12 protein-coding genes and 1 pseudogene are annotated in these 20,082 nt (G+C 44.1%); 9 read left to right on the top strand and 4 right to left on the bottom strand.

Annotated features, from left to right (window positions below):
* Positions 1 to 124 precede the first annotated feature (124 nt).
* Together asnC and GFB47_RS00760 are read left to right on the top strand one after the other, a co-directional pair.
* The gene (gene asnC, locus GFB47_RS00765; RefSeq protein ID WP_153445762.1) at positions 125 to 589 is read left to right on the top strand and encodes a transcriptional regulator AsnC; all 465 of its coding nucleotides are present in this window, start codon (positions 125 to 127) and stop codon (positions 587 to 589) included.
* 133 nt (positions 590 to 722) lie between these two features.
* A complete protein-coding gene (locus tag GFB47_RS00760) occupies positions 723 to 2,612 on the top strand; it encodes a PhoX family protein (RefSeq protein WP_153445761.1) in 1,890 nt (629 codons plus the stop codon).
* Positions 2,613 to 2,698: 86 nt separating this feature from the next.
* On the opposite strand, the gene GFB47_RS00755 is transcribed toward GFB47_RS00760, so the two are convergent.
* The gene (locus GFB47_RS00755; RefSeq protein ID WP_153445759.1) at positions 2,699 to 4,261 is read right to left on the bottom strand and encodes a DUF3612 domain-containing protein; all 1,563 of its coding nucleotides are present in this window, start codon (positions 4,259 to 4,261) and stop codon (positions 2,699 to 2,701) included.
* 199 nt (positions 4,262 to 4,460) lie between these two features.
* Here GFB47_RS00755 and GFB47_RS00750 point away from each other — a divergent pair, with 199 nt between their 5' ends.
* From GFB47_RS00750 to GFB47_RS00725, 6 genes are all read left to right on the top strand, one after another.
* On the top strand, positions 4,461 to 6,665 hold the full coding sequence (locus GFB47_RS00750; protein ID WP_153445757.1) for a malate synthase G: 2,205 nt from the start codon (positions 4,461 to 4,463) through the stop codon (positions 6,663 to 6,665).
* Positions 6,666 to 6,794: 129 nt separating this feature from the next.
* The gene (locus GFB47_RS00745) at positions 6,795 to 8,411 is read left to right on the top strand and encodes an isocitrate lyase (RefSeq protein ID WP_153445755.1); all 1,617 of its coding nucleotides are present in this window, start codon (positions 6,795 to 6,797) and stop codon (positions 8,409 to 8,411) included.
* A gap of 433 nt (positions 8,412 to 8,844) precedes the next feature.
* Entirely contained in the window at positions 8,845 to 10,737 is a 1,893-nt protein-coding gene (locus GFB47_RS00740; protein ID WP_153445753.1) for a protein-disulfide reductase DsbD, read from the top strand.
* Between the two features lie 185 nt (positions 10,738 to 10,922).
* Positions 10,923 to 11,558: a response regulator transcription factor gene (locus tag GFB47_RS00735; RefSeq protein ID WP_153445751.1), complete on the top strand. Its 636-nt coding sequence runs from the start codon at positions 10,923 to 10,925 to the stop codon at positions 11,556 to 11,558.
* Between the two features lie 298 nt (positions 11,559 to 11,856).
* On the top strand, positions 11,857 to 12,123 hold the full coding sequence (locus GFB47_RS00730) for a DUF4212 domain-containing protein (RefSeq protein ID WP_153445749.1): 267 nt from the start codon (positions 11,857 to 11,859) through the stop codon (positions 12,121 to 12,123).
* Positions 12,124 to 12,136: 13 nt separating this feature from the next.
* Positions 12,137 to 13,840 carry a sodium:solute symporter family protein gene (locus GFB47_RS00725; protein WP_153445748.1) on the top strand — a complete coding sequence of 568 codons (1,704 nt, stop codon included), beginning with the start codon at positions 12,137 to 12,139 and terminating at the stop codon, positions 13,838 to 13,840.
* A 213-nt stretch (positions 13,841 to 14,053) separates the two neighbouring features.
* On the opposite strand, the gene GFB47_RS00720 is transcribed toward GFB47_RS00725, so the two are convergent.
* The 3 genes and pseudogenes from GFB47_RS00720 to GFB47_RS00710 all read right to left on the bottom strand — a co-directional run bounded on the left by GFB47_RS00720 (position 14,054) and on the right by GFB47_RS00710 (position 18,694).
* Positions 14,054 to 14,305 (bottom strand): hypothetical protein, encoded by a 252-nt coding sequence (locus GFB47_RS00720; RefSeq protein WP_153445746.1) that lies wholly within the window; start codon positions 14,303 to 14,305, stop codon positions 14,054 to 14,056.
* A 14-nt stretch (positions 14,306 to 14,319) separates the two neighbouring features.
* A complete protein-coding gene (locus GFB47_RS00715) occupies positions 14,320 to 17,775 on the bottom strand; it encodes a hybrid sensor histidine kinase/response regulator (RefSeq protein WP_153445744.1) in 3,456 nt (1,151 codons plus the stop codon).
* 114 nt (positions 17,776 to 17,889) lie between these two features.
* Positions 17,890 to 18,694, bottom strand: a pseudogene (locus GFB47_RS00710) (MFS transporter).
* Positions 18,695 to 18,894: 200 nt separating this feature from the next.
* On the opposite strand from GFB47_RS00710, the gene GFB47_RS00705 reads away from it, so the two are divergent.
* The gene (locus GFB47_RS00705; protein WP_218619093.1) at positions 18,895 to 20,079 is read left to right on the top strand and encodes an efflux RND transporter periplasmic adaptor subunit; all 1,185 of its coding nucleotides are present in this window, start codon (positions 18,895 to 18,897) and stop codon (positions 20,077 to 20,079) included.
* Positions 20,080 to 20,082 lie beyond the last annotated feature (3 nt).

Here is a 20,082-nt window from a genome sequence, read left to right as displayed (position 1 = left end):
CAGATTACTACAACGGTCGACTATTTTAGATAAACAAATTAACACTTATGTCATTTTATTGATAAATTTTTAAGCGATACAATGAAGCCATCGATTACATGGCATTTAAGCCAAGGAGAACAGCGTGCAAAACCCCATTTCTAAATTAGATCAGCTTGATCGTGACATACTTAAAACCTTGATGGCCGATGCGCGCACTCCGTATGCAGAAATGGCCAAAATGTTTTCTGTTAGCCCTGCCACGGTGCATGTTCGAGTCGAAAAAATGCGCGCCGCCAATATTATCGAGCGCACTGAAGTGGTGATCAACGCCAAGAAGTTGGGTTATGACGTGTGTTGCTTTATTGGCATCAATCTAAATGCAGCACGTGACTATCATTCTGCTATCGCCAAACTCAACGCATTAGATGAAGTGGTTGAAGCCTATTACACCACTGGCGCTTATAATATTTTCGTCAAACTGATGTGTAAAAACATCGAAGAACTGCAATATGTGCTTATAGACAAGTTGCAAGCGATCGATGAAGTGCAATCGACCGAAACACTGATTTCACTGCAAAACCCAATTAATCGTAATGTGAACCCGTAAAGGAAAGAGAAATAACTTAAAGAAGAAAACCACGCACTTTAATTGCAACATTAACTTAAATAAATGATCACATTTCATTCACATTAATAATTTATCCTTTGGTCAAACTAAAAAAGACTAAGGAAAGCATATTATGAGCCATGTTGAGCAAGATGATTATTCAAACCATTTAGATTCAGCGCCATCCGATTTTTCTCAAATTGTAGAAAAAGGCTTAAATCGTCGTCGTTTTTTACAAGCAGCGACGGCAACCAGTTCAGTGGCTTTTTTTGCCGCCTCACCACTTGCCAATGCCATGGCGCGTCCTCCAAAAAACCAGTCTTTACTTGGGTTTGACGCCATTGCAACCTCAACACAAGATACTGTGGTAGTTCCTGCCGGATATAAAGCTGAATCTTTAATTGCATGGGGGGATCCAATTCACCCAAATGCCGCCCCTTTTTCTCAGCTAAATACCGCACTCGATCAAGAACTTCAATTTGGCGATAACAATGATGGCATGACATTTTTACCTTTAAGCCGCCAGCGCGCGGTGCTTGCCGTTAATAATGAAAGTACTAATTATGCTGATTTATTTGAAGATAAAGGTGCAACACTGACCGCAAGTAAAGTGCATCGCGCCCAAGCAGCTGTCGGAGTTACCATTGTCGAGCTGCAACGCAGTCATCGTGGTGATTGGCAAGTGAATGTTAATGGGCGCTTAAACCGTCGCATTACCGCCTACACTGAAATGGAACTGACAGGCCCCGCCGCGGGTGATGGCAATCTTAAAACCCACGCGGATCCAACCGGCACTCAAGTATTTGGCACTTTTAATAACTGTGCCAATGGTGCAACACCTTGGGGTACTTACCTCACTTGCGAAGAAAACTTCAACGGTTTTTTTGGCAGTCATAATAAAATAGAAGTACCAGAAAAGGATGCTCGCTATGGCATTAACTCTGGTGATGGTGGGTTCCGTTGGCACCAATTCGATGAGCGTTTTGATATTGAAAAGGAACCAAACGAGAATCATCGCCATGGTTGGGTGGTCGAAATTGACCCGATGAATCCTCATTCCAAACCGAAAAAGCGCACTGCACTTGGTCGCTTCAAGCACGAAAATGCGGCGTTAACCATTAATAAAAATGGCAAAGTCGTGGTGTACTTGGGGGATGATGAACGTGGCGAGCATTTATATAAATTTGTCTCCAAGAACAAATACAATCAACACAAGCCAGAAAAAAATCGCGATTTACTCGATGAAGGCACCTTATATGTCGCTAAGTTCTCCGCTCAAGATGCTGAAATGCATGGTAAAGGCGAATGGCTAGAACTGACCTTTGGCAAGAATGGATTAACCCCAGAAAATGGTTTTAATAACCAAGCAGAAGTATTAATTTTTGCTCGCCAAGCGGCAACACAAGTTGGAGCGACCACCATGGATCGTCCGGAATGGGTGGCGATAAATCCAAAATCTGACCAAGTTTTTTGTACCTTAACCAACAATAAATATCGCGGTGTGCGCGAAGGGCAAGAAGTCAACGGCGCTAATCCGCGTGAAAATAATATTTACGGACATATCATTCGCTGGGAACCGAAAAATGGTAACCATACCTCAGACGATTTTTTCTGGGATATTTATGTCATGGCCGGCAACCCAGAACAATACCCTAATACTGATTTACGTTCAGGTAGCAACAATATCAACAAAGATAATATGTTTAATAGCCCTGATGGCATCGGTTTTGATAATGCTGGCCGATTATGGATCCAAACGGATGGTGATTACTCTAACTCGGGTAATTTCGCCGGCATGGGAAACAACCAAATGCTGTGTGGTGATCCTCAAACAGGTGAAATTAAACGCTTCTTAACCGGACCTATCGGGTGCGAAATTACTGGCCTTACCTTTAGCCCAGATAACCGAACCTTGTTTGTTGGAGTACAGCATCCAAGCCAAAGCTTTTCGGCTATTAATGGCATACCTCGCTCGACGGTGATGAAAATTACCCGTGAAGATGGCGGTATAATAGGCGCATAATGTATGACTTAATGTCGGGTTCTCGCGATTAGTAATCGAAGCAGAACCTGACATTTATTACTGTAGAGCTTAATTAATGCCGAACTTTATTGTGCCGTTGGGATCCTAACTTCCGAGCCCCTATTTTCTGCTTTCTCGGTATAGCAGGTGGGTTGTCTTGGGCACATGCCTCCGCGCGAACAAATCACCCGCGCACCATTGTCGATACCACGTTCAATCCAATTAATATTGAGTATTCTGGCAACGGTTAATAAGTGTTGTTTAATCGCATTCGGGATCTCGGCTTGACCGCCGCGACGAACACATTCTTTTTGCAGCGCGGTGGCGATCTCAACCGCATTCTCACCTTGTACTTCTAGCGCCGGGTTTAAATCAATCCCACTACACAACACATGGTAATTACCCGCCATATCTTTCACTTTAACCGATTCACAGCAATAAATATGCGGCACCCCATCTTGATTGAGCACCGAAATTTGCGCCACAGGGGTATTGCCAGGAATGCCGATCATGCGAAATACCGCCCAATGCTGACACGGATCTTCCACCATACGCATATTGCCCCACGGTAGCGGAATGCCATTACCTCGGTACACCGCTTTGAGTTTGCCCGGATTGTACGCATCAAAATAATGCCAATGGGGATACGACGACACCGCAGTCATGCGCCGCATTACCACCGATTCCGACACCCCAATCAATTTGCTGACGCTGATCTCATAACCATGGCGATCAAGTAATTGACGAAATGGCACTTTAGGGCACAGCAAAGCACCAGCAAAAAACGAACATTCGAAATCACGCCAAGCTTGTAAAATATGTTGAGAATCTAAATTAAGCGAATCGCGCGCGGTTTGATCGTCGCGTTTTAAACTGGATAAATTACGATTATCAGAGGCGATAATATTTTTTTCACCATCGCTGTTATGCAGCACTTTATGCCCAATATGCACCGCCAGATCGTATTTCAGCTTTTCTGGCGTGGCTTTTAACGCTTTATTGATCCGCACCACACTCGGCGCTTCTGAATACGAACGCACAATATGTTTCGATTTGACTCCGGCTTTATCCACCACATCTTGCGACGGTTCATCAAACCATTTAATTTTCACCCCGACGTCTTTACAGATATCAAGCAGATCATCGACCGACAACGGCATTCTCTTTTGACCCACTTTTTCGGCTGCTTTTTCAAGATCGGGAAAATGATTTTGATGATGCTCTTGGTGAGCACGAATAAGTAAATGGGCAAATTGATGACCAGAAGTGCCAGTTTGAGACAGCATTTCGGGTATCGCAATTTGCAAAATATCATTGGAAAACAAAAAACTTGGCTCAAGCACCATGCCATTAATACCACCGCGAGAGCCTTTCTCTGGTTTCAACTCTTCTTCTTCACTGGCATCGTCTAAAAACCAGTGTAATGGCTTTTGAAATACCTGCGCGATCACATCCAACATCGCTTCACTCGGCACTCTTTTACCGCGTTCGATCATCGAAAGATAAGAAACAGAAGGGGCATCTTCAGCATCGACTTTGACACACCTTGCCGATAAATCTTCCAACGTTAAGCCGTTACGCTTCCTAAGATTGCGTACTTTGGTTCCCAAAAAATGAGACTGTCGATTGAGTGAGTTTTGCGCCTTCATCCGTGATCGCTCCCTTGTGAATTTTTTGTAAAATTTACACTGTGTAATTTTCTTTGTGAAATTTTAGTTAATTTAACGTTATTCTTTTAGTCACAGGATAGGAAAACATCATTTGATAGTCAGTTTTAAGACTACAGTCACGAAACGGACAACTTTCAAACTGATATCAAATTAAAAAACGCAATACGAGGGACTGATTATGAACTTAGCTCAAAACCTAGACACACAAACCGGTAACACCACCACGTCATCGATCGCACACAAGATCAATGCCGGCTTAGTTCAATTCGTCAATCAAGAAGTATTGCCGTTAACCGGACTTAACCAAGATAAATTTTGGCACGACTTCAGCCAATTGCTGACTGATTTAGCACCCAAAAACAATGCACTATTGGCCAAGCGTGAATCACTACAGCAGCAAATCGATCAATGGCATCAAGCCAATCCAAACAAATTGAATTCCGCTCAATACCAAGCGTTTTTGCGTGAAATTGGTTACTTGGTTGAGCAAGGCGATGATTTCCAAATCACCACCAGCAATGTCGATCAAGAAATTTCAAGCATGGCTGGACCGCAATTAGTGGTTCCAATTAAAAACGCACGTTTTGCCTTAAACGCGGCCAACGCTCGCTGGGGCAGTTTATACGATGCAGCTTATGGTTCTGATTTAATTCAACAATGTGATGGCCTAAAAGCAGGCAAAAAATACAACCCTGCTCGTGGTAAGCATGTGATTGCTTTGGCCAAAACGTTTTTAGATGACAACTTCCCATTAAAAGAAGGTTCACATCACGACGTTCAAAGCTATTCGGTCTATTTTCATCACCTTTTAGCCACATTCCCCGATGGCAGCCAATCGGGTTTGGCTCAACCATGTCAGTTCGTGGCATCGAGTAACCCAGATGTAGAACCAACATCAATCGTATTGAAAAACAATGGTTTGCATATTGAATTAATTATTAACCGTAAAGGCGCGATTGGTCAGCACGACATCGCCGGTTTAGATGATATTCAATTGGAATCGGCGCTTTCAACCATTATGGATTTTGAAGATTCTGTGGCTGCGGTTGATAGCCAAGACAAAATTGAAGCCTACCAAAATTGGTTTGGTTTGATCACCGGTAACCTCACCGCCACTATTGATAAAGGTAATCAAACGCAAATTCGCCGCCTTAATTGCGACCGTAGTTATACCCATAAAAATGGCGATGACTACAACTTACATGGTCGTTCACTATTGATGGTACGTAACGTCGGCCACTTGATGACCAGCGATTTAATGCAAGATCAACACGCACAAAATATGCCGGAAGGTTTGATTGATGCCGTGATCACCTCATTGATCGCCTCAATTGAAATCCATAACCCTCAAGCGTGTCGCGTAACCAACAGTCGCACTGGCAGCATCTACATTGTGAAACCAAAAATGCACGGCCCTGAAGAAGTGGCATTCAGCAATGAGATATTTGAACGTGTCGAGAACATGCTTGATTTAGCGCCGAACACCATCAAAATGGGGATTATGGATGAAGAACGTCGCACCACGGTTAACTTAAAAGAATGTATCCGCGCGGCGCAATCTCGGGTGGTCTTTATTAACACTGGTTTTCTTGACCGCACTGGTGATGAAATTCACACCAGCATGCAAGCCGGCGCATTTAAACCCAAAGGCGAGATCAAACATCAAGCTTGGATCGGTGCTTATGAAAATAACAACGTCGAAGTGGGTCTGGCTTGTGGTTTTGCCGGCAAAGCACAAATTGGTAAAGGCATGTGGGCAATGCCAGAAGAAATGAAAGCCATGATGGCGGACAAAATTGCTCACCCACAATCCGGAGCCAATACCGCTTGGGTACCGTCTCCGACAGCGGCAACCTTACATGCGATTCATTACCATCAAGTCAATGTTTTTGAACAACAAGAGAGCATTAGTCAACGTCCAGCAGCAAACATTGGGGATTTATTGCAGCTTGAATTATTAGCTGAAAATGAACTGACTCAAGCGCAAATTGAAGCCGAGTTAGATAACAATATTCAAGGTATTTTAGGCTATGTGGTTCGCTGGGTAGAAATGGGAATTGGTTGCTCAAAAGTGCCGGATATCAATAACGTCGAACTAATGGAAGACCGCGCCACATTGCGTATCTCTAGCCAACATATTGCCAACTGGTTATTGCACCGCATCTGTCGCCCAGAGCAAGTAATGGACAGCATGCACAAAATGGCGCAAGTGGTCGACACCCAAAATGCAGGCTCGGAAGGTTATCAACCTATGTTGCCACAAATTGAACAAAGCTTAGCGTTTCAAGCCGCAAGAGAGTTGATTTTCCAAGGCCGTAATCAACCAAGTGGCTACACCGAACCGCTGCTGCATCAATATCGAGGATGGGTAAAAAATCAATAACGAAACAAAATACAAAGAACAAAGAACAAAGAACAAAGAACAAAGAACAAAGAACAAAGAACAAAGAACAAAATAAAAAACTTTTAAATCCAATAACAACACTTACAGCCAAATAAGAAGGGATTCACTATGCCAAATACAACCTCTCAAAACAGCTACAAACAACAGCTTTCTGATGCTGCGACTATGATTGAAAAACAAGGCAGCACTTGGAGTGCCATCACCCCAGAATATGTGGCTCGTATGCGTCTGCAAAATCGCTTTAAAACCGGTTTAGATATTGCACGTTATACCGCAAAAATCATGCGCGAAGACATGGATGCTTATGATAAAGATTCGGCCAATTACACTCAGTCTTTAGGTTGCTGGCATGGTTTTATCGGCCAACAAAAAATGATTTCAATTAAGAAGCACTTTGAGACCACTCGCGGTCGTTACTTATACCTTTCTGGTTGGATGGTGGCAGCAATGCGCTCTGAGTTTGGTCCACTGCCAGACCAATCCATGCATGAGAAAACCACCGTACCTATGCTGATTGAAGAGCTGTACACCTTCTTAAAACAAGCCGATGCGCGTGAATTAAATCATCTATTTAAAGAGTTAGATGCCGCTAAAGACTCAGGCGATGACATCAAAATCCAAGCGGTACAAAAGCAAATCGACAACTTTGAAACTCATGTAGTGCCAATTATTGCCGATATCGATGCCGGTTTTGGTAACGAAGAAGCGACTTATTTACTGGCCAAGAAGATGATTGAAGCGGGCGCATGTTGTATTCAAATTGAGAACCAAGTGTCGGATGCTAAGCAATGTGGTCACCAAGACGGCAAAGTAACGGTGCCACATGAAGACTTCCTAGCGAAAATTAATGCGGTTCGTTACGCGTTCCTAGAAATGGGCGTTGAAGATGGGGTTATCGTGGCGCGTACCGATTCATTGGGCGCGGGGCTAACCCAAAAAATCCCAGTATCTCAAACGGCAGGCGATCTTTCAGACCAGTACAACGCCTACATTGATGGGGTAGAAATCACTTCTCTCGCTGAGCTTGAATCTGGTGATATGGTCTTAAAACAAGGTGATGCCGTGATCAAACCTACTCGCCTAGCCAATGGTTTAATTCGCTTCAAGCCGGATACGGGTGAAGACCGCGTGGTACTAGATTGTATTACTTCGCTACAAAACGGCGCCGATCTATTGTGGATTGAAACCGAGAAGCCGCATGTTGAACAAATTGCAGGCATGGTGAATCGTATTCGTGAGGTTATTCCCAATGCCAAACTGGTTTACAACAACAGTCCATCATTTAACTGGACGCTTAACTTCCGTCAGCAAGTATTTGATGTTTGGGCAGAGTCCGGCAAGGACGTATCAACCTACGACCGCGCGCAACTAATGAATCAAGTATACGATGGTTCGGAATTGGCACTAGAAGCGGATGCGAAAATCCAAAGCTTCCAACGTGATGCTGCAGCGCAAGCGGGTATTTTCCATCACTTGATCACACTGCCGACTTACCATACAGCGGCGCTTTCAACGGATAATTTGGCCAAAGACTACTTTGGTGAGCAAGGCATGTTGGCTTATGTGGCCGGTGTTCAGCGTAAAGAATTACGTCAAGGTTTGGCTTCGGTTAAACACCAAGATATGTCGGGTTCAAACATTGGTGATGATCACAAAGAGTACTTCTCAGGCGACCAAGCGCTGAAAGCCTCGGGTGAAAACAACACCATGAATCAGTTCTCGTAACCGTTTCAGATTCATCGACCTTAATCGGAGCTGCCGAGTTATGTGGCAGCTTTAATTAAGCGAGATAACCGCTCCCTTAATCAAAAGGCGACCTTTCTCTTATCTGCGATGTCATTCGTTAGCATAGAGAAGGAAGCCTTTTTTTCGTTTTGTCACACTTGTCATTCAACCCGCTTCGCCTCTTCTGATATACTTCTTGCCATATCAAAACTCACCACTGGCAACCAATTCGCTTAACTGTGGTCAGAGTCATTAACAATATTAATTGAGTCATAATATGAGCTCTCAATATTGAGCATAAAGAAAAGTGACAAAGAGCGCAGAGGCTCTTTTCTCAAGCGCCCATGGATGGAATAGCGTTTTTCGGCATGTTCAAGTTGATAGATTATCGAATGAAATAAAAACATCACTTTTAATGGAATAATTACCTTTTATGTTTTCTTTGCGCGCGGTTTCGCTATTTTTTACCAGCCTACTCACCTTATTGCTGAGCACGTCCAGCCTCGCCGCTAATTTTGATTCGGTCGATGCACCTTTAGCCGCCTTTTCTGCAGCGCCCGCGAATGATCATCGTTTTGTGCCGGTTGACCAAGCTTTCCCTTTTAATTTTATTCAACAAGGCAATAAGGTTAAGCTCGATTGGCAGATCAAAGATGGCTATTACTTATATAAAGAGCGTTTCTCGTTTAGCACTAAAGACGCAAAAATTGCCGATGCGATCATGCCTGAAGGTGAGTTTCACCATGATGAGTTTTTTGGTGATGTGCATGTATTTAAACAACCCGTTAGCGTTGAGATCCCACTACAACAAGTCGGTGATAAAGGTCAGCTGATCGTGCAATATCAAGGCTGTGCCACCACTGGATTTTGTTATCCACCCGAAACCCGCGTCATCCCGCTCGATGCACTGAATACTAATCAAACTACAAATAATCAGACTGCGAACGCTCATTCAGAGCAAACTCAAGCTTCAGCGACTCAAACATCATCAACTCCGGCAGTCGTAAATCAACCCGTAACGACTCAACCAGCAGCCAATCATTCTGAAGATGCCGGTATTGCGGCGCAATTATCACAACATTGGTGGACACCTTTCTTATTTTTAGCATTAGGCATAGGGCTGGCCTTTACCCCTTGCGTGCTGCCAATGTACCCAATTTTAACTGGCATTGTTTTAGGTGGCGGCAAACTTTCGGCTGGCAAAGCGTTTAAATTATCGTTTGTGTATGTGCAAGGTATGGCACTCACTTACATGCTGCTTGGCTTAGTGGTGGCCTCACTTGGGGTGCAGTTTCAAGCGGCGCTACAAGCTCCTGTGGTATTGATCGGGTTAAGTGTGTTATTTGTGCTGCTTGCTATGTCGATGTTTGGGGTTTACACCATTCAACTGCCTAGCCGGATGCAAACTTGGCTCAATGAACAAAGTAATAAACAACAAGGCGGCAACCTCATCGGGGTATTTGCGATGGGCATTATTTCTGGCTTAGTGTGCTCGCCTTGCACGACTGCACCACTGTCTGGCGCTCTGCTTTATGTGGCGCAAAGTGGCGATTTAATCACAGGTGCAATTGCCTTGTATGCGTTGGCGATTGGCATGGGGATCCCACTGATTTGTGTGGCGGTGTTTGGTAATAAACTATTGCCGAAAGCCGGTGAATGGATGAATAAAGTTAAGATGCTATTTGGCTTTATTTTACTGGCCGCGCCGATTTTCTTACTCGAACGCATTCTGCCAGTATTTTGGGTTGAATTGCTTTGGTCAGGATTGGGGTTAGTCGCGTTTGCTTGGCTATACCATATCCGTCAATTCATTAAAGCCGGCTCTTGGGCACAAAGCATCACCAGTATTATTGCGATGCTGGGTTTAATGCTTGCCTTTATTACTGGCTTACAAGCGTTTGGTTTTAATCCGCTGGGCAATACCGTAAGCCAACAACAAGATAAGGTGCAAGTCGAGTTTGTTCGCATTCATACCGTGGCAGATCTCGACCAACAATTGTTACTGGCAAAACAAGCGGGTAAACCGGTGATGTTTGATTATTACGCCGATTGGTGCGTGGCATGTAAAGAGTTTGAGAAATACACCTTTCATAACCCACAAGTGGCCGCCAAGCTGCAAAACATGGTGCTATTACAAGCCGATGTGACTAATGCTAATCCGCAAGATATTGCCTTAATGGAAAAAATGAAAGTGCTTGGCCTGCCGACGATTGAGTTTTGGGATGCGCAAGGCAAGCATGTGACTAGCGCGCGCATTACTGGGTTTATGGATGCGGCCAATTTTCTTAGCCACTTAACCAAGAATGGCTTAGCGCCTAACCATTAACTTTTACTTTCTAGCAACCCTAGCTCTAGCAACTCACAATTCTAGCAACTAGGCGGTGCAATTCTGTATTAAATATAGACAAAAGTCGGATATGCTTCAGGTTTTTGCACATAGCCAGTTGAGTGCAGCGATAAACACGCAGATAATGAATTTATTGTTAACAAACAGTAAATGGAATGTCTGTCATGGATTCGACATACAATATCGTCATCGCCGATGATCACCCGCTTTTTCGCAATGCACTATTTCAGTCAATTCACATGGCGATCAGTGGTGCTAACTTATTTGAAGCGGATTCACTCGACGCCTTGCTCACACTACTTAAAAAAGTCGATGAGCCCGATCTATTATTATTAGATTTAAAAATGCCCGGTTCGAATGGCATGTCGGGCCTGATCCAATTGCGATCGGAATACCCTGATATGCCGATTGTTGTCATTTCTGCCAGTGAAGAGTCGAGTGTAGTGAGCCAAGTAAAAAGCCACGGTGCTTTCGGCTTTATACCAAAGTCGAGTGATATGCGTGAGCTTAATCGCGCGCTTAATCAAGTGCTCAATGGCGACCCTTTCTTTCCTGAAGGCCTTATTCAAAATAACGAAGCGTGCAATAACTTAAGCCAAAAACTGGCGGCGCTTACTCCGCAGCAATATAAAGTGCTCGGGATGTTATCTGATGGACTGTTAAATAAACAAATTGCTTATGAGCTTAATGTCTCGGAAGCCACAATTAAAGCGCACATGACGGCTATCTTCCGCAAGCTCGATGTTAAAAACCGAACTCAAGCGGTGATCTTATTGCAACAACTTGAAACGCAGAATTAATTCCCCTCACACACAAAATTCTGCCTTTTCACACCTTAGACCTTAGCCTAATAGCATTAGACCTTAGCCTAGCTTCCTTTTCGAGCTAGGCTAAATTATTCCAACCCACTTCACAAAAATGCCCTCAACGTCTTATAGCTCACCTTTTATTGCCCGACTAAAGTTGAAAAGCCGCACTCCCCCAGCACTGCTATTGTTTTGTTGTAACTTTTTATTAACAAATTTCTTCACCCATATTTAATAAATTCGATCACTGCATCTGTAGTGAATCAATAAGCAAAACAAAAGGAGAGCGGCTATGGCGTTTGAATCAGACACACATGCCCAAGCTTACTGGAAAGAAAATCTAGGGATCATGGCGACACTACTGACGATTTGGTTTGTGGTGTCTTATTGTGCTGGCATTTTATTTGTCGATGCACTCAATACCATCCAATTTGCCGGTTTCAAATTAGGGTTCTGGTTTGCTCAGCAGGGGTCGATTTATACCTTTGTGGTGCTAATCTTCGTGTATGTAGCGCGTATGAATGCGTTAGATAAAAAATACAACGTTCAGGAAGACTAAGGGAGCATAAGATATGGAAATCCAAACGTGGACGTTTATTCTCGTCGGTATTACTTTTACTTTATATATCGGTATCGCCATTTGGGCTCGCGCCGGATCAACCAGTGAGTTTTATGTTGCAGGTGGTGGTGTCCACCCTGTCGCGAATGGTATGGCCACCGCAGCCGATTGGATGTCAGCAGCATCATTTATTTCAATGGCGGGTATTATCTCATTTGCCGGTTACGACGGTTCGGTTTACCTAATGGGTTGGACTGGCGGTTATGTACTGCTGGCATTATGTTTAGCCCCATACCTCCGAAAATTCGGCAAATTTACTGTGCCTGATTTCATTGGTGATCGTTACTACTCAAGTACCGCTCGCATGGTGGCTATCTTCTGTGCCATCTTCGTATCCTTTACGTATGTAGCAGGTCAAATGCGTGGTGTAGGCGTGGTATTCTCTCGTTTCTTAGAGGTGGATATTAACCTTGGTATCATCATTGGTATGGCAATTGTGTTCTTCTATGCGGTTCTTGGCGGCATGAAAGGCATTACCTATACCCAAGTTGCTCAATTCTGTGTACTTATTTTTGCGTTCCTGGTTCCAGCCGTTTTCACTTCCATTATGATGACAGGCAGCGTATTTCCACAAATAGGTATGGGTTCAACCATTTCAGGTTCCGATGTCTACTTGATGGATAAACTTGAAGGTTTAACTCAAGAACTCGGTTTTAATTCCTATATTGACGGCTCGAAAAGCACGGTTGATGTATTCTTTATTACTGCCGCTCTTATGGTGGGTACTGCTGGTTTACCACACGTTATTATTCGCTTCTTTACCGTTCCTCGCGTAAAAGATGCACGAATTTCAGCCGGTTGGGCGTTACTGTTTATTTCTCTACTTTACACCACAGCCCCTGCTGTTGCGTCATTTGCTCGTGTTAACCTGATTGAAACCATTAATGGCCCTGATCTTAAAGGTGTTACGGCAGAAAATGCTCCAAGCTGGTATCAGAACTGGGAAAGCACAGGGTTAGTGTCTTGGGAAGATAAAAACGGTGATGGCAAGATGTTCTACTCTGGCGATGAACGTAATGAGATGAACATTAACCGCGATATCATTGTATTAGCTTCTCCTGAACTGGCGAAACTGCCAAACTGGGTCGTAGCATTACTGGCTGCCGGTGGCTTAGCCGCTGCGCTATCAACCGCTGCAGGTTTATTATTGGTTATCTCAACCTCGATTTCACATGACTTGTTGAAGAAAGGCTTGAAACCCAATATGACCGATAAAGAGGAACTGATGTATGCGCGGATAGCCGCTGCGGTTGCTATTGTCGGAGCGGGTTACTTAGGTATTAACCCACCAGGCTTTGTGGCACAGGTGGTTGCCTTCGCGTTCGGACTTGCCGCCGCCTCCTTCTTCCCTGCCATCATCTTAGGTATTTTCTATAAGAAGATGAACAAGGAAGGCGCGATTGCCGGTATGGTTGTCGGTATTATCTTTACCGCTGCCTACATTATTTACTTTAAGTTTATTAACCCAGCCGCAAGCACGCCGGATAACTGGTTCTTCGGAATTAGTCCTGAAGGCATTGGTACGCTTGGTATGTGTTTGAACTTCGTAGTCTCGATTGTGGTGAATAAATTTACCGCAGAAGTACCAAAAGATGTACAAGACATGGTTGAGTCTATCCGTTTCCCGAAAGGAGCCGGTGAAGCACACGATCATTAATACAATATGATGCACTAAGCCTAATTCTTAAACATAGGCACTTAGAACATAGGCACTTAGAACATAGACACTTAAAACATAAGCTAAACGTAAGTTTTTAAGCATCAGCTCTTAAAGAAAATAGGTTGTTAGAGCATCAAATACAACAAAGCCCGAATCATCATGGTTCGGGCTTTTGCTATTTATTTATCTATTTATCGCATCGTAATGGAACTAGGCTTTTTGTACTTCCAAACCTAGCACTTTGGCAAGGTCTTCTAATTCTTTTAAGCTGTCTAAAAACAGAAACACATTGGCTTCATCCACCGCAAGGTAGAAACGATTATCGCCATCATAAGCGTTTTGAATCGTCAGTGCTTGCACTTTATCAACCTGACTACTAACCACTAAACCGCCCATTGCAAGGCGAACCATTCCTTGATAAATCTCGACTAAGACGCCTTGTTTGGTTTGAAACTCACCCATAATAAATACTCTTTTTATAATCGATTTAACACAGCTCGTAATTTTAATGGTTTGACAGGCTTAGTTAACAGCTGAAAACCCTGAGCTTGTATCGCCTGGCTCACTTCATCAGAGCGGTCGGCACTTATGATAACACCTTCAAAGCCATCTCCCAATTGGTTACGCAAATGCTGCAATATTTCTAACCCTGTACGACCATTATCAAGATGATAATCAGAGAATACCACCTCGGGATACCAGTCTTTCTTCATCGCTTGCAAGGTTTGCTGTAAGTTTAACGCCGTTTTGACCTCGCACCCCCAACGTTCCAGTAGCGCCTGCATCCCTAGCAATATCTCAGCTTCATTATCAATACATAAAACCTTAATATTGGCCAGTGGTGCATGTTGGATTATCGGGGCTGACATCACATCTTGTTCCTCTAACTCTGCAGCATCAAGAGTTACCGAAAATACCGTGCCTTTATTTGGCCAAGAGCGTAATTCTATTTTATGACCCAGCAAACGAGCAATACCTCGCGCAATGGCCAAGCCTAACCCTAAACCTTGGTCGGCGCGGTTTTGATCGACCCGAGTAAACTCTTCAAAAATATCACTTTGCTGCTCATAAGGAATGCCAATACCGTTATCCCAAACCTCAATTCTTATTTGGGCATTTTTTCCATCACGTTGAATGCGGCGCATTCCAAGTAAAACCTTGGCTTGGCTGGCTTCTTTTTGACTATAACGAAATGCATTGGTTAATAAGTTTTGCAAAATACGCCGCAGCAATTTGGGATCCGATTTCACCACTAATGTTGATGGAATACGATGAAACTCAACCTTATTTTGCTCAGATAACACACTAAATTCCGCATCAAGGTTATCTAACACTTCGCGCAATGCGAAAGCTTTTATTTCGGTCGGTACATTGCCAGATTCCAGCCTAGATATATCAAGCAAATCACCAATCAAATCTTCGGCGGCGCCCAATGCACTCTCAATATGGGCGGAGAATTTTCTGGTGTTATCTTCTTGCGCAGTTTCGGTTAATGATGAAGCAAACAACCTAGCGGCATTAAGCGGTTGCATTAAATCGTGGCTCACCGCGGCTAATAAGCGGCTTTTGGATTGCGATGCATGCTCGGCACTTTGATTAGCAGTAATTAATTGAGTATTTAAGCTTTCTAATGCCCGAGTACGCTCTTGCACTCGATCTTCTAACGTTTCATTCGCTTCTTTTAAGGCTTGCTCGGCGCGGCGAAACGCGGTGATATCAGAAAAACTCATCACAAACCCACCACCTGGCATAGGATTACCTTGCACTTCAATTACTTGACCATCTTCTCGAACTCTTGATGACGTGTGCTTAGTGCCGCGCTCTAAATGCTCAACCCGTCGACGAACATGTATTTCAGGATCGCCCGGCCCGCATAATCCTTGTTCAGCATTATGGCGGATCACATCGGCGATCGGTCGGCCCACTTGGATTAAGCCAGGAGGAAAATCAAACTGCTCAAGATAACGTTGATTCCAAGCCACCAAGCGCAATTGTTTATCCACCACCGCGATCCCTTGGCTAATATGCTCAATCGCACCTTGTAATAAACCGCGGCTAAAATCGTACAACTCGGAAGCTTCATCGACGATAGTGGCGACTTCTTCCAATTGCATATTGCGCCCTTGCAAGGCAGAAGTGAGCACTAATCGAGAGGATGACGCACCAAACACCCCCGCCAATACCCGCTCGGTATGGCGAATTAATTGCGCCGAAGCTTGCTGTTGCGGTTGCAGCGTTTGTTGTTGCTGCTTCCAAAATAATTGAAACGCGTGGCGGGCGCGTTTGCGTCCAACGAAGCGCGAAGCGAGCATTTCAAGTTCAGCCACACTGACGCGGCTTTGGTACAAGCTAACATCTTCACTTTCTGGCAATGGCGTTCCAACAAACGAAGCGGCTTGTAAGCGCTCACTTAAACTCGAACGCGTGAGCAAAGAGACCAATACATACGCCACACTATTGACGATAAGGCTTAATGCCATACCCCAATCTGACGCTTTCAAATCCAGATTTTGTAGCCATTGTGGCGGGCTTAATAACCATAATAAAAAGTTGGTTTTTTCACTGCCGGCCAGCATATTAGTTTGCAACATTAAGGTCGCAAGCCACACCAACATACCGAATAATAATCCGACGTATACCCCTTTGCGGTTGCCTTTACGCCAATACATTCCGCCCAATACCGCAGGAGCAAATTGCGCAATCGCTGCAAATGAAAGCAGGCCAATCACCGACAACGATGAGACTCGATCCAATACTTGATAAAAGCCCCACGCCCCCAGCAACAACAACGCAATCAGGCCGCGTCGCACATTCAATAACAGGCCTGATATTTGCTTCGGCTTGGCATTCGACAAACGCATACGGCGCAACAATAATGGCCAAACTAAGTCATTCGATACCATAATTGTGAGCGCAATGGTGGATACGATCACCATGCCGCTGGCCGCGGATGTTCCGCCTAAATACGCTAATAATGCAATGCTTTGGACATCGACTCCTAAAGGTAAATTAATCACATAGGCATCAGCGCTAGTACCAGGCAGAAAATATTGCCCCGCCCACGCCACCGGTAACACAAACAAGCCCATTAAAAATAAATAGATTGGAAAAACCCGGCGAGCGGTATGCAGATCTCGCGCCTGATCATTTTCAACGATAGTGGTATGAAATTGACGTGGTAAACAGATGATCGCCGCCATGGTCAGCAGCATGTGGATCGCAATGGTAGGAATATTGGGCGACTGATAATATTGCTTAGCCAGAGTTGGCAGTGAAATATCTGGCGAGTTGAAGATCAATACCACCACAAACACACCGACCAGCAAAAAAGCCACCAGCTTAACCAGAGACTCAAATGCCACCGCCATCATAATGCCGCGATGATGCTCAGTATTATCAATATGACGAGTACCAAATAAAATGGTAAAAACCGCCATCACCCCAACCACAAACCAAGACACTTGCAGGTCTTGATAACCCAGTATATCCATTAAATTAGGCGCAACTAAATCTAAGCCCATGGTGATGCCGCGTAATTGCAGTGCGATATAAGGCAGAATTCCGACCACTGCAATAAGAGTGACGGTAATGGCTAAGCCTTGAGATTTACCATATCGCGCGGCAATAAAGTCGGCAATCGAGGTAATATGCTCGCGTTTGGTAATTAAAATCAAACGAGCCAGAATGCGCCAACCTAGCGTGAATACCACAATCGGCGCGAGGTAAATGGGAAGGAATGACCACATATTGGCACTGGCTTGACCAACCGTGCCGTAAAAAGTCCAAGAGGTACAATAGACCGCAATCGATAGACTATAAATCCAAGGCCGCCAGTTAGATAGCCAGTTTTTTTGTCGATCGCCATACCAAGCGATCAAAAACAGCACCCCTAAATAGGCGAGCGATACCGGAATAACAATCCATCCTTGCATAGCAGTTCCCTTGTCTCTAATTGGTCTAAATCCCGCTATCCATGCGGATTATCGAATATATAAACTCGATATAATGAAGGTTAAATTGTGCAGTGTTACATCTGAAGCCTCAATCTATTTCACTGGAATTTGTGCAGCGGTTAGCGATTTTGGTTCATCCAATTTGATAAACAATGCGACCACTCCCATGGCGGCCATCACCCAGAAAATCCCGCCATCCCATAATTGGAAACCCCAACCACTGAATGCCGTCATTGCCGCGATCACACCACCTAATGGAATCGCATTATACAAGGCTTGTAGTGGCACCATTTGGTTATCATCCGCTTGTTGGATATAACGGATAGTGGCAAAGTGCGCCACCGCAAACGTCACGCCATGCAACAATTGGAACAAGATTAAAAAGCCGACCTCACTGCTAACCGCCAATCCACTCCAACGTACAATCACCCCGACAGACGACAGCAAAAACATCGCTCGCAGACTCCAATTGGCAAATAAACGCCCGCCAAAAGCAAACATCAGCACTTCCGACACGACCGAAAGACTCCACAGATAGCCGACTACCGCTTCAGAGATGCCTAATTGCTTCCAATAAATGGCGCTAAAACTGTAATACTCCGCGTGCGAACCTTGAATTAACGCAATCAGAAATAAGAACTAAATCACCGGCCATTGCTTTAACATCGCCCATAGCTTTGGCTGGCATAATATGCTCGACCTTATGCAAACGCGGAGTGATCACCAAGTTAGTAATGCAACGAGTGGCAAAACCAATGCCGATGAGTAACCCAATATCACTGGCAGACACTCCTTGATCAGCAAACCATAATGCCCAGAATGGCAAATACACGCCATAAGCAAAAAAGAAACCACCAAAGTATTGAGAAATCCAAGCAAAAGGAGACGGTTTAGACATAAAAAAGCAGACCTAAAACACAAAAGAAATATTATGCCTAGCAAGAACAATTAATGCACACCAGACAGATCAACAAAATGTTAACGAGTGCATGAAAATACTAAAATTTACGCTTTTTTACGCAATCAAACACTACATTTACATTGATTGTATTTATACTTAAAAATCATACAAAATTGGCGTCGCATTCATAAACGGATATCTCAGTGAAAAAAATCCCGAAAAAATACTGGTTGATTGGACTTATCGTGCTCGCAGGTTGCGGCAGCGCCTATTGGTACAGCAAAAAAAGCAGTGAACCGCTGCAAAACTACGCTACGGTCAAAGCCCATATAGGGGATATCGATCAAACCGTGTTAGCCAATGGCATGTTGCAAGCCTCTAAGCTCGTCAATATCGGTGCGCAGGTGTCAGGACAAATCAAAAACCTGGCCGTTAATTTAGGCGATGAAGTTCAACAAGGTGATTTAATCGCCCAAATTGACGATTTAACCCAACAGAACAACCTAAAAGAATCCCTCGCCTCTCTCAATAGTATTAACGCCCAAATTGAAGCTAAAAACGCACAAATTTACCAAGCACAGCTTGAATTCAATCGACAAAAAAGTATGCTCGCCGCCAGAGCAAGCGCCAAGTCCGATTATGATATTGCTCAAGCTACTCTGGCCGTTTATAAAGCCGAATCCAAACAACTCGAAGCGGAAAAACAACAAGCTAAAATTAAAGTCGATACTGGCAAAGTCGATCTTGGTTACACCACCATCAATGCCCCGATCAACGGTACTGTGGTGTATACCGCAGTTGAAACCGGTCAAACCGTCAACGCCAATCAAACCACTCCAACTATTATTGAACTGGCTCAACTCGATACCATGACCATTAAAGCTCAAATTTCAGAGGCCGACGTTATTGATGTCAAACCAGGGCAAGCGGTCTACTTCACTATTTTAGGTCGCCCCGATCAAAAGTATAGAGCCACATTACGAGATATAGAACCCGGCCCAACCTTAATGGATGGTAACGATAGCGACCTCACCATATCCGATAGTGATGCGATTTATTTCAATGGTTTATTTGATGTCAAAAACCCTAAGCGAGTATTACGGATTGGCATGACCGCGCAAGTTTCTATCGTATTAAATCAAGCCAAAGATACCTTATTAGTCCCATCACAAGTATTAAAGAAAGGACCAAAAGGCAAAGCCTACCAAGTGCCGGTTTTGGTCAATGGCAAAGTCGAACATCGTAGAGTCAAAGTTGGGTTAAACAATAAAGTTAATGCACAAATCTTATCCGGATTACACGAGGGAGATGACGTAGTAGTAGGCATTGCGACCAAAGGAGCCCCCTCTCCGTCCGATCGTAAATCTCGCGTAAGGTTATAAAGC

The organism is Vibrio algicola, from assembly GCF_009601765.2.
In the GTDB taxonomy this organism is placed as follows: domain Bacteria; phylum Pseudomonadota; class Gammaproteobacteria; order Enterobacterales; family Vibrionaceae; genus Vibrio; species Vibrio algicola.
Note: the sequence above shows the minus strand (reverse complement) of the source record. Positions and strands in the feature narration are given on the sequence as shown.

Coding starts and splice junctions, on each gene's coding strand:
- GFB47_RS00755 (WP_153445759.1), bottom strand. CDS start 4,261: ATGAAGGCGCAAAACTCACTCAATCGACAGTCTCATTTTTTGGGAACC.
- GFB47_RS00715 (WP_153445744.1), bottom strand. CDS start 17,775: ATGCAAGGATGGATTGTTATTCCGGTATCGCTCGCCTATTTAGGGGTG.
- GFB47_RS00735 (WP_153445751.1), top strand. CDS start 10,923: ATGGATTCGACATACAATATCGTCATCGCCGATGATCACCCGCTTTTT.
- GFB47_RS00740 (WP_153445753.1), top strand. CDS start 8,845: ATGTTTTCTTTGCGCGCGGTTTCGCTATTTTTTACCAGCCTACTCACC.
- GFB47_RS00745 (WP_153445755.1), top strand. CDS start 6,795: ATGCCAAATACAACCTCTCAAAACAGCTACAAACAACAGCTTTCTGAT.
- GFB47_RS00730 (WP_153445749.1), top strand. CDS start 11,857: ATGGCGTTTGAATCAGACACACATGCCCAAGCTTACTGGAAAGAAAAT.
- GFB47_RS00750 (WP_153445757.1), top strand. CDS start 4,461: ATGAACTTAGCTCAAAACCTAGACACACAAACCGGTAACACCACCACG.
- GFB47_RS00720 (WP_153445746.1), bottom strand. CDS start 14,305: ATGGGTGAGTTTCAAACCAAACAAGGCGTCTTAGTCGAGATTTATCAA.
- GFB47_RS00760 (WP_153445761.1), top strand. CDS start 723: ATGAGCCATGTTGAGCAAGATGATTATTCAAACCATTTAGATTCAGCG.
- GFB47_RS00725 (WP_153445748.1), top strand. CDS start 12,137: ATGGAAATCCAAACGTGGACGTTTATTCTCGTCGGTATTACTTTTACT.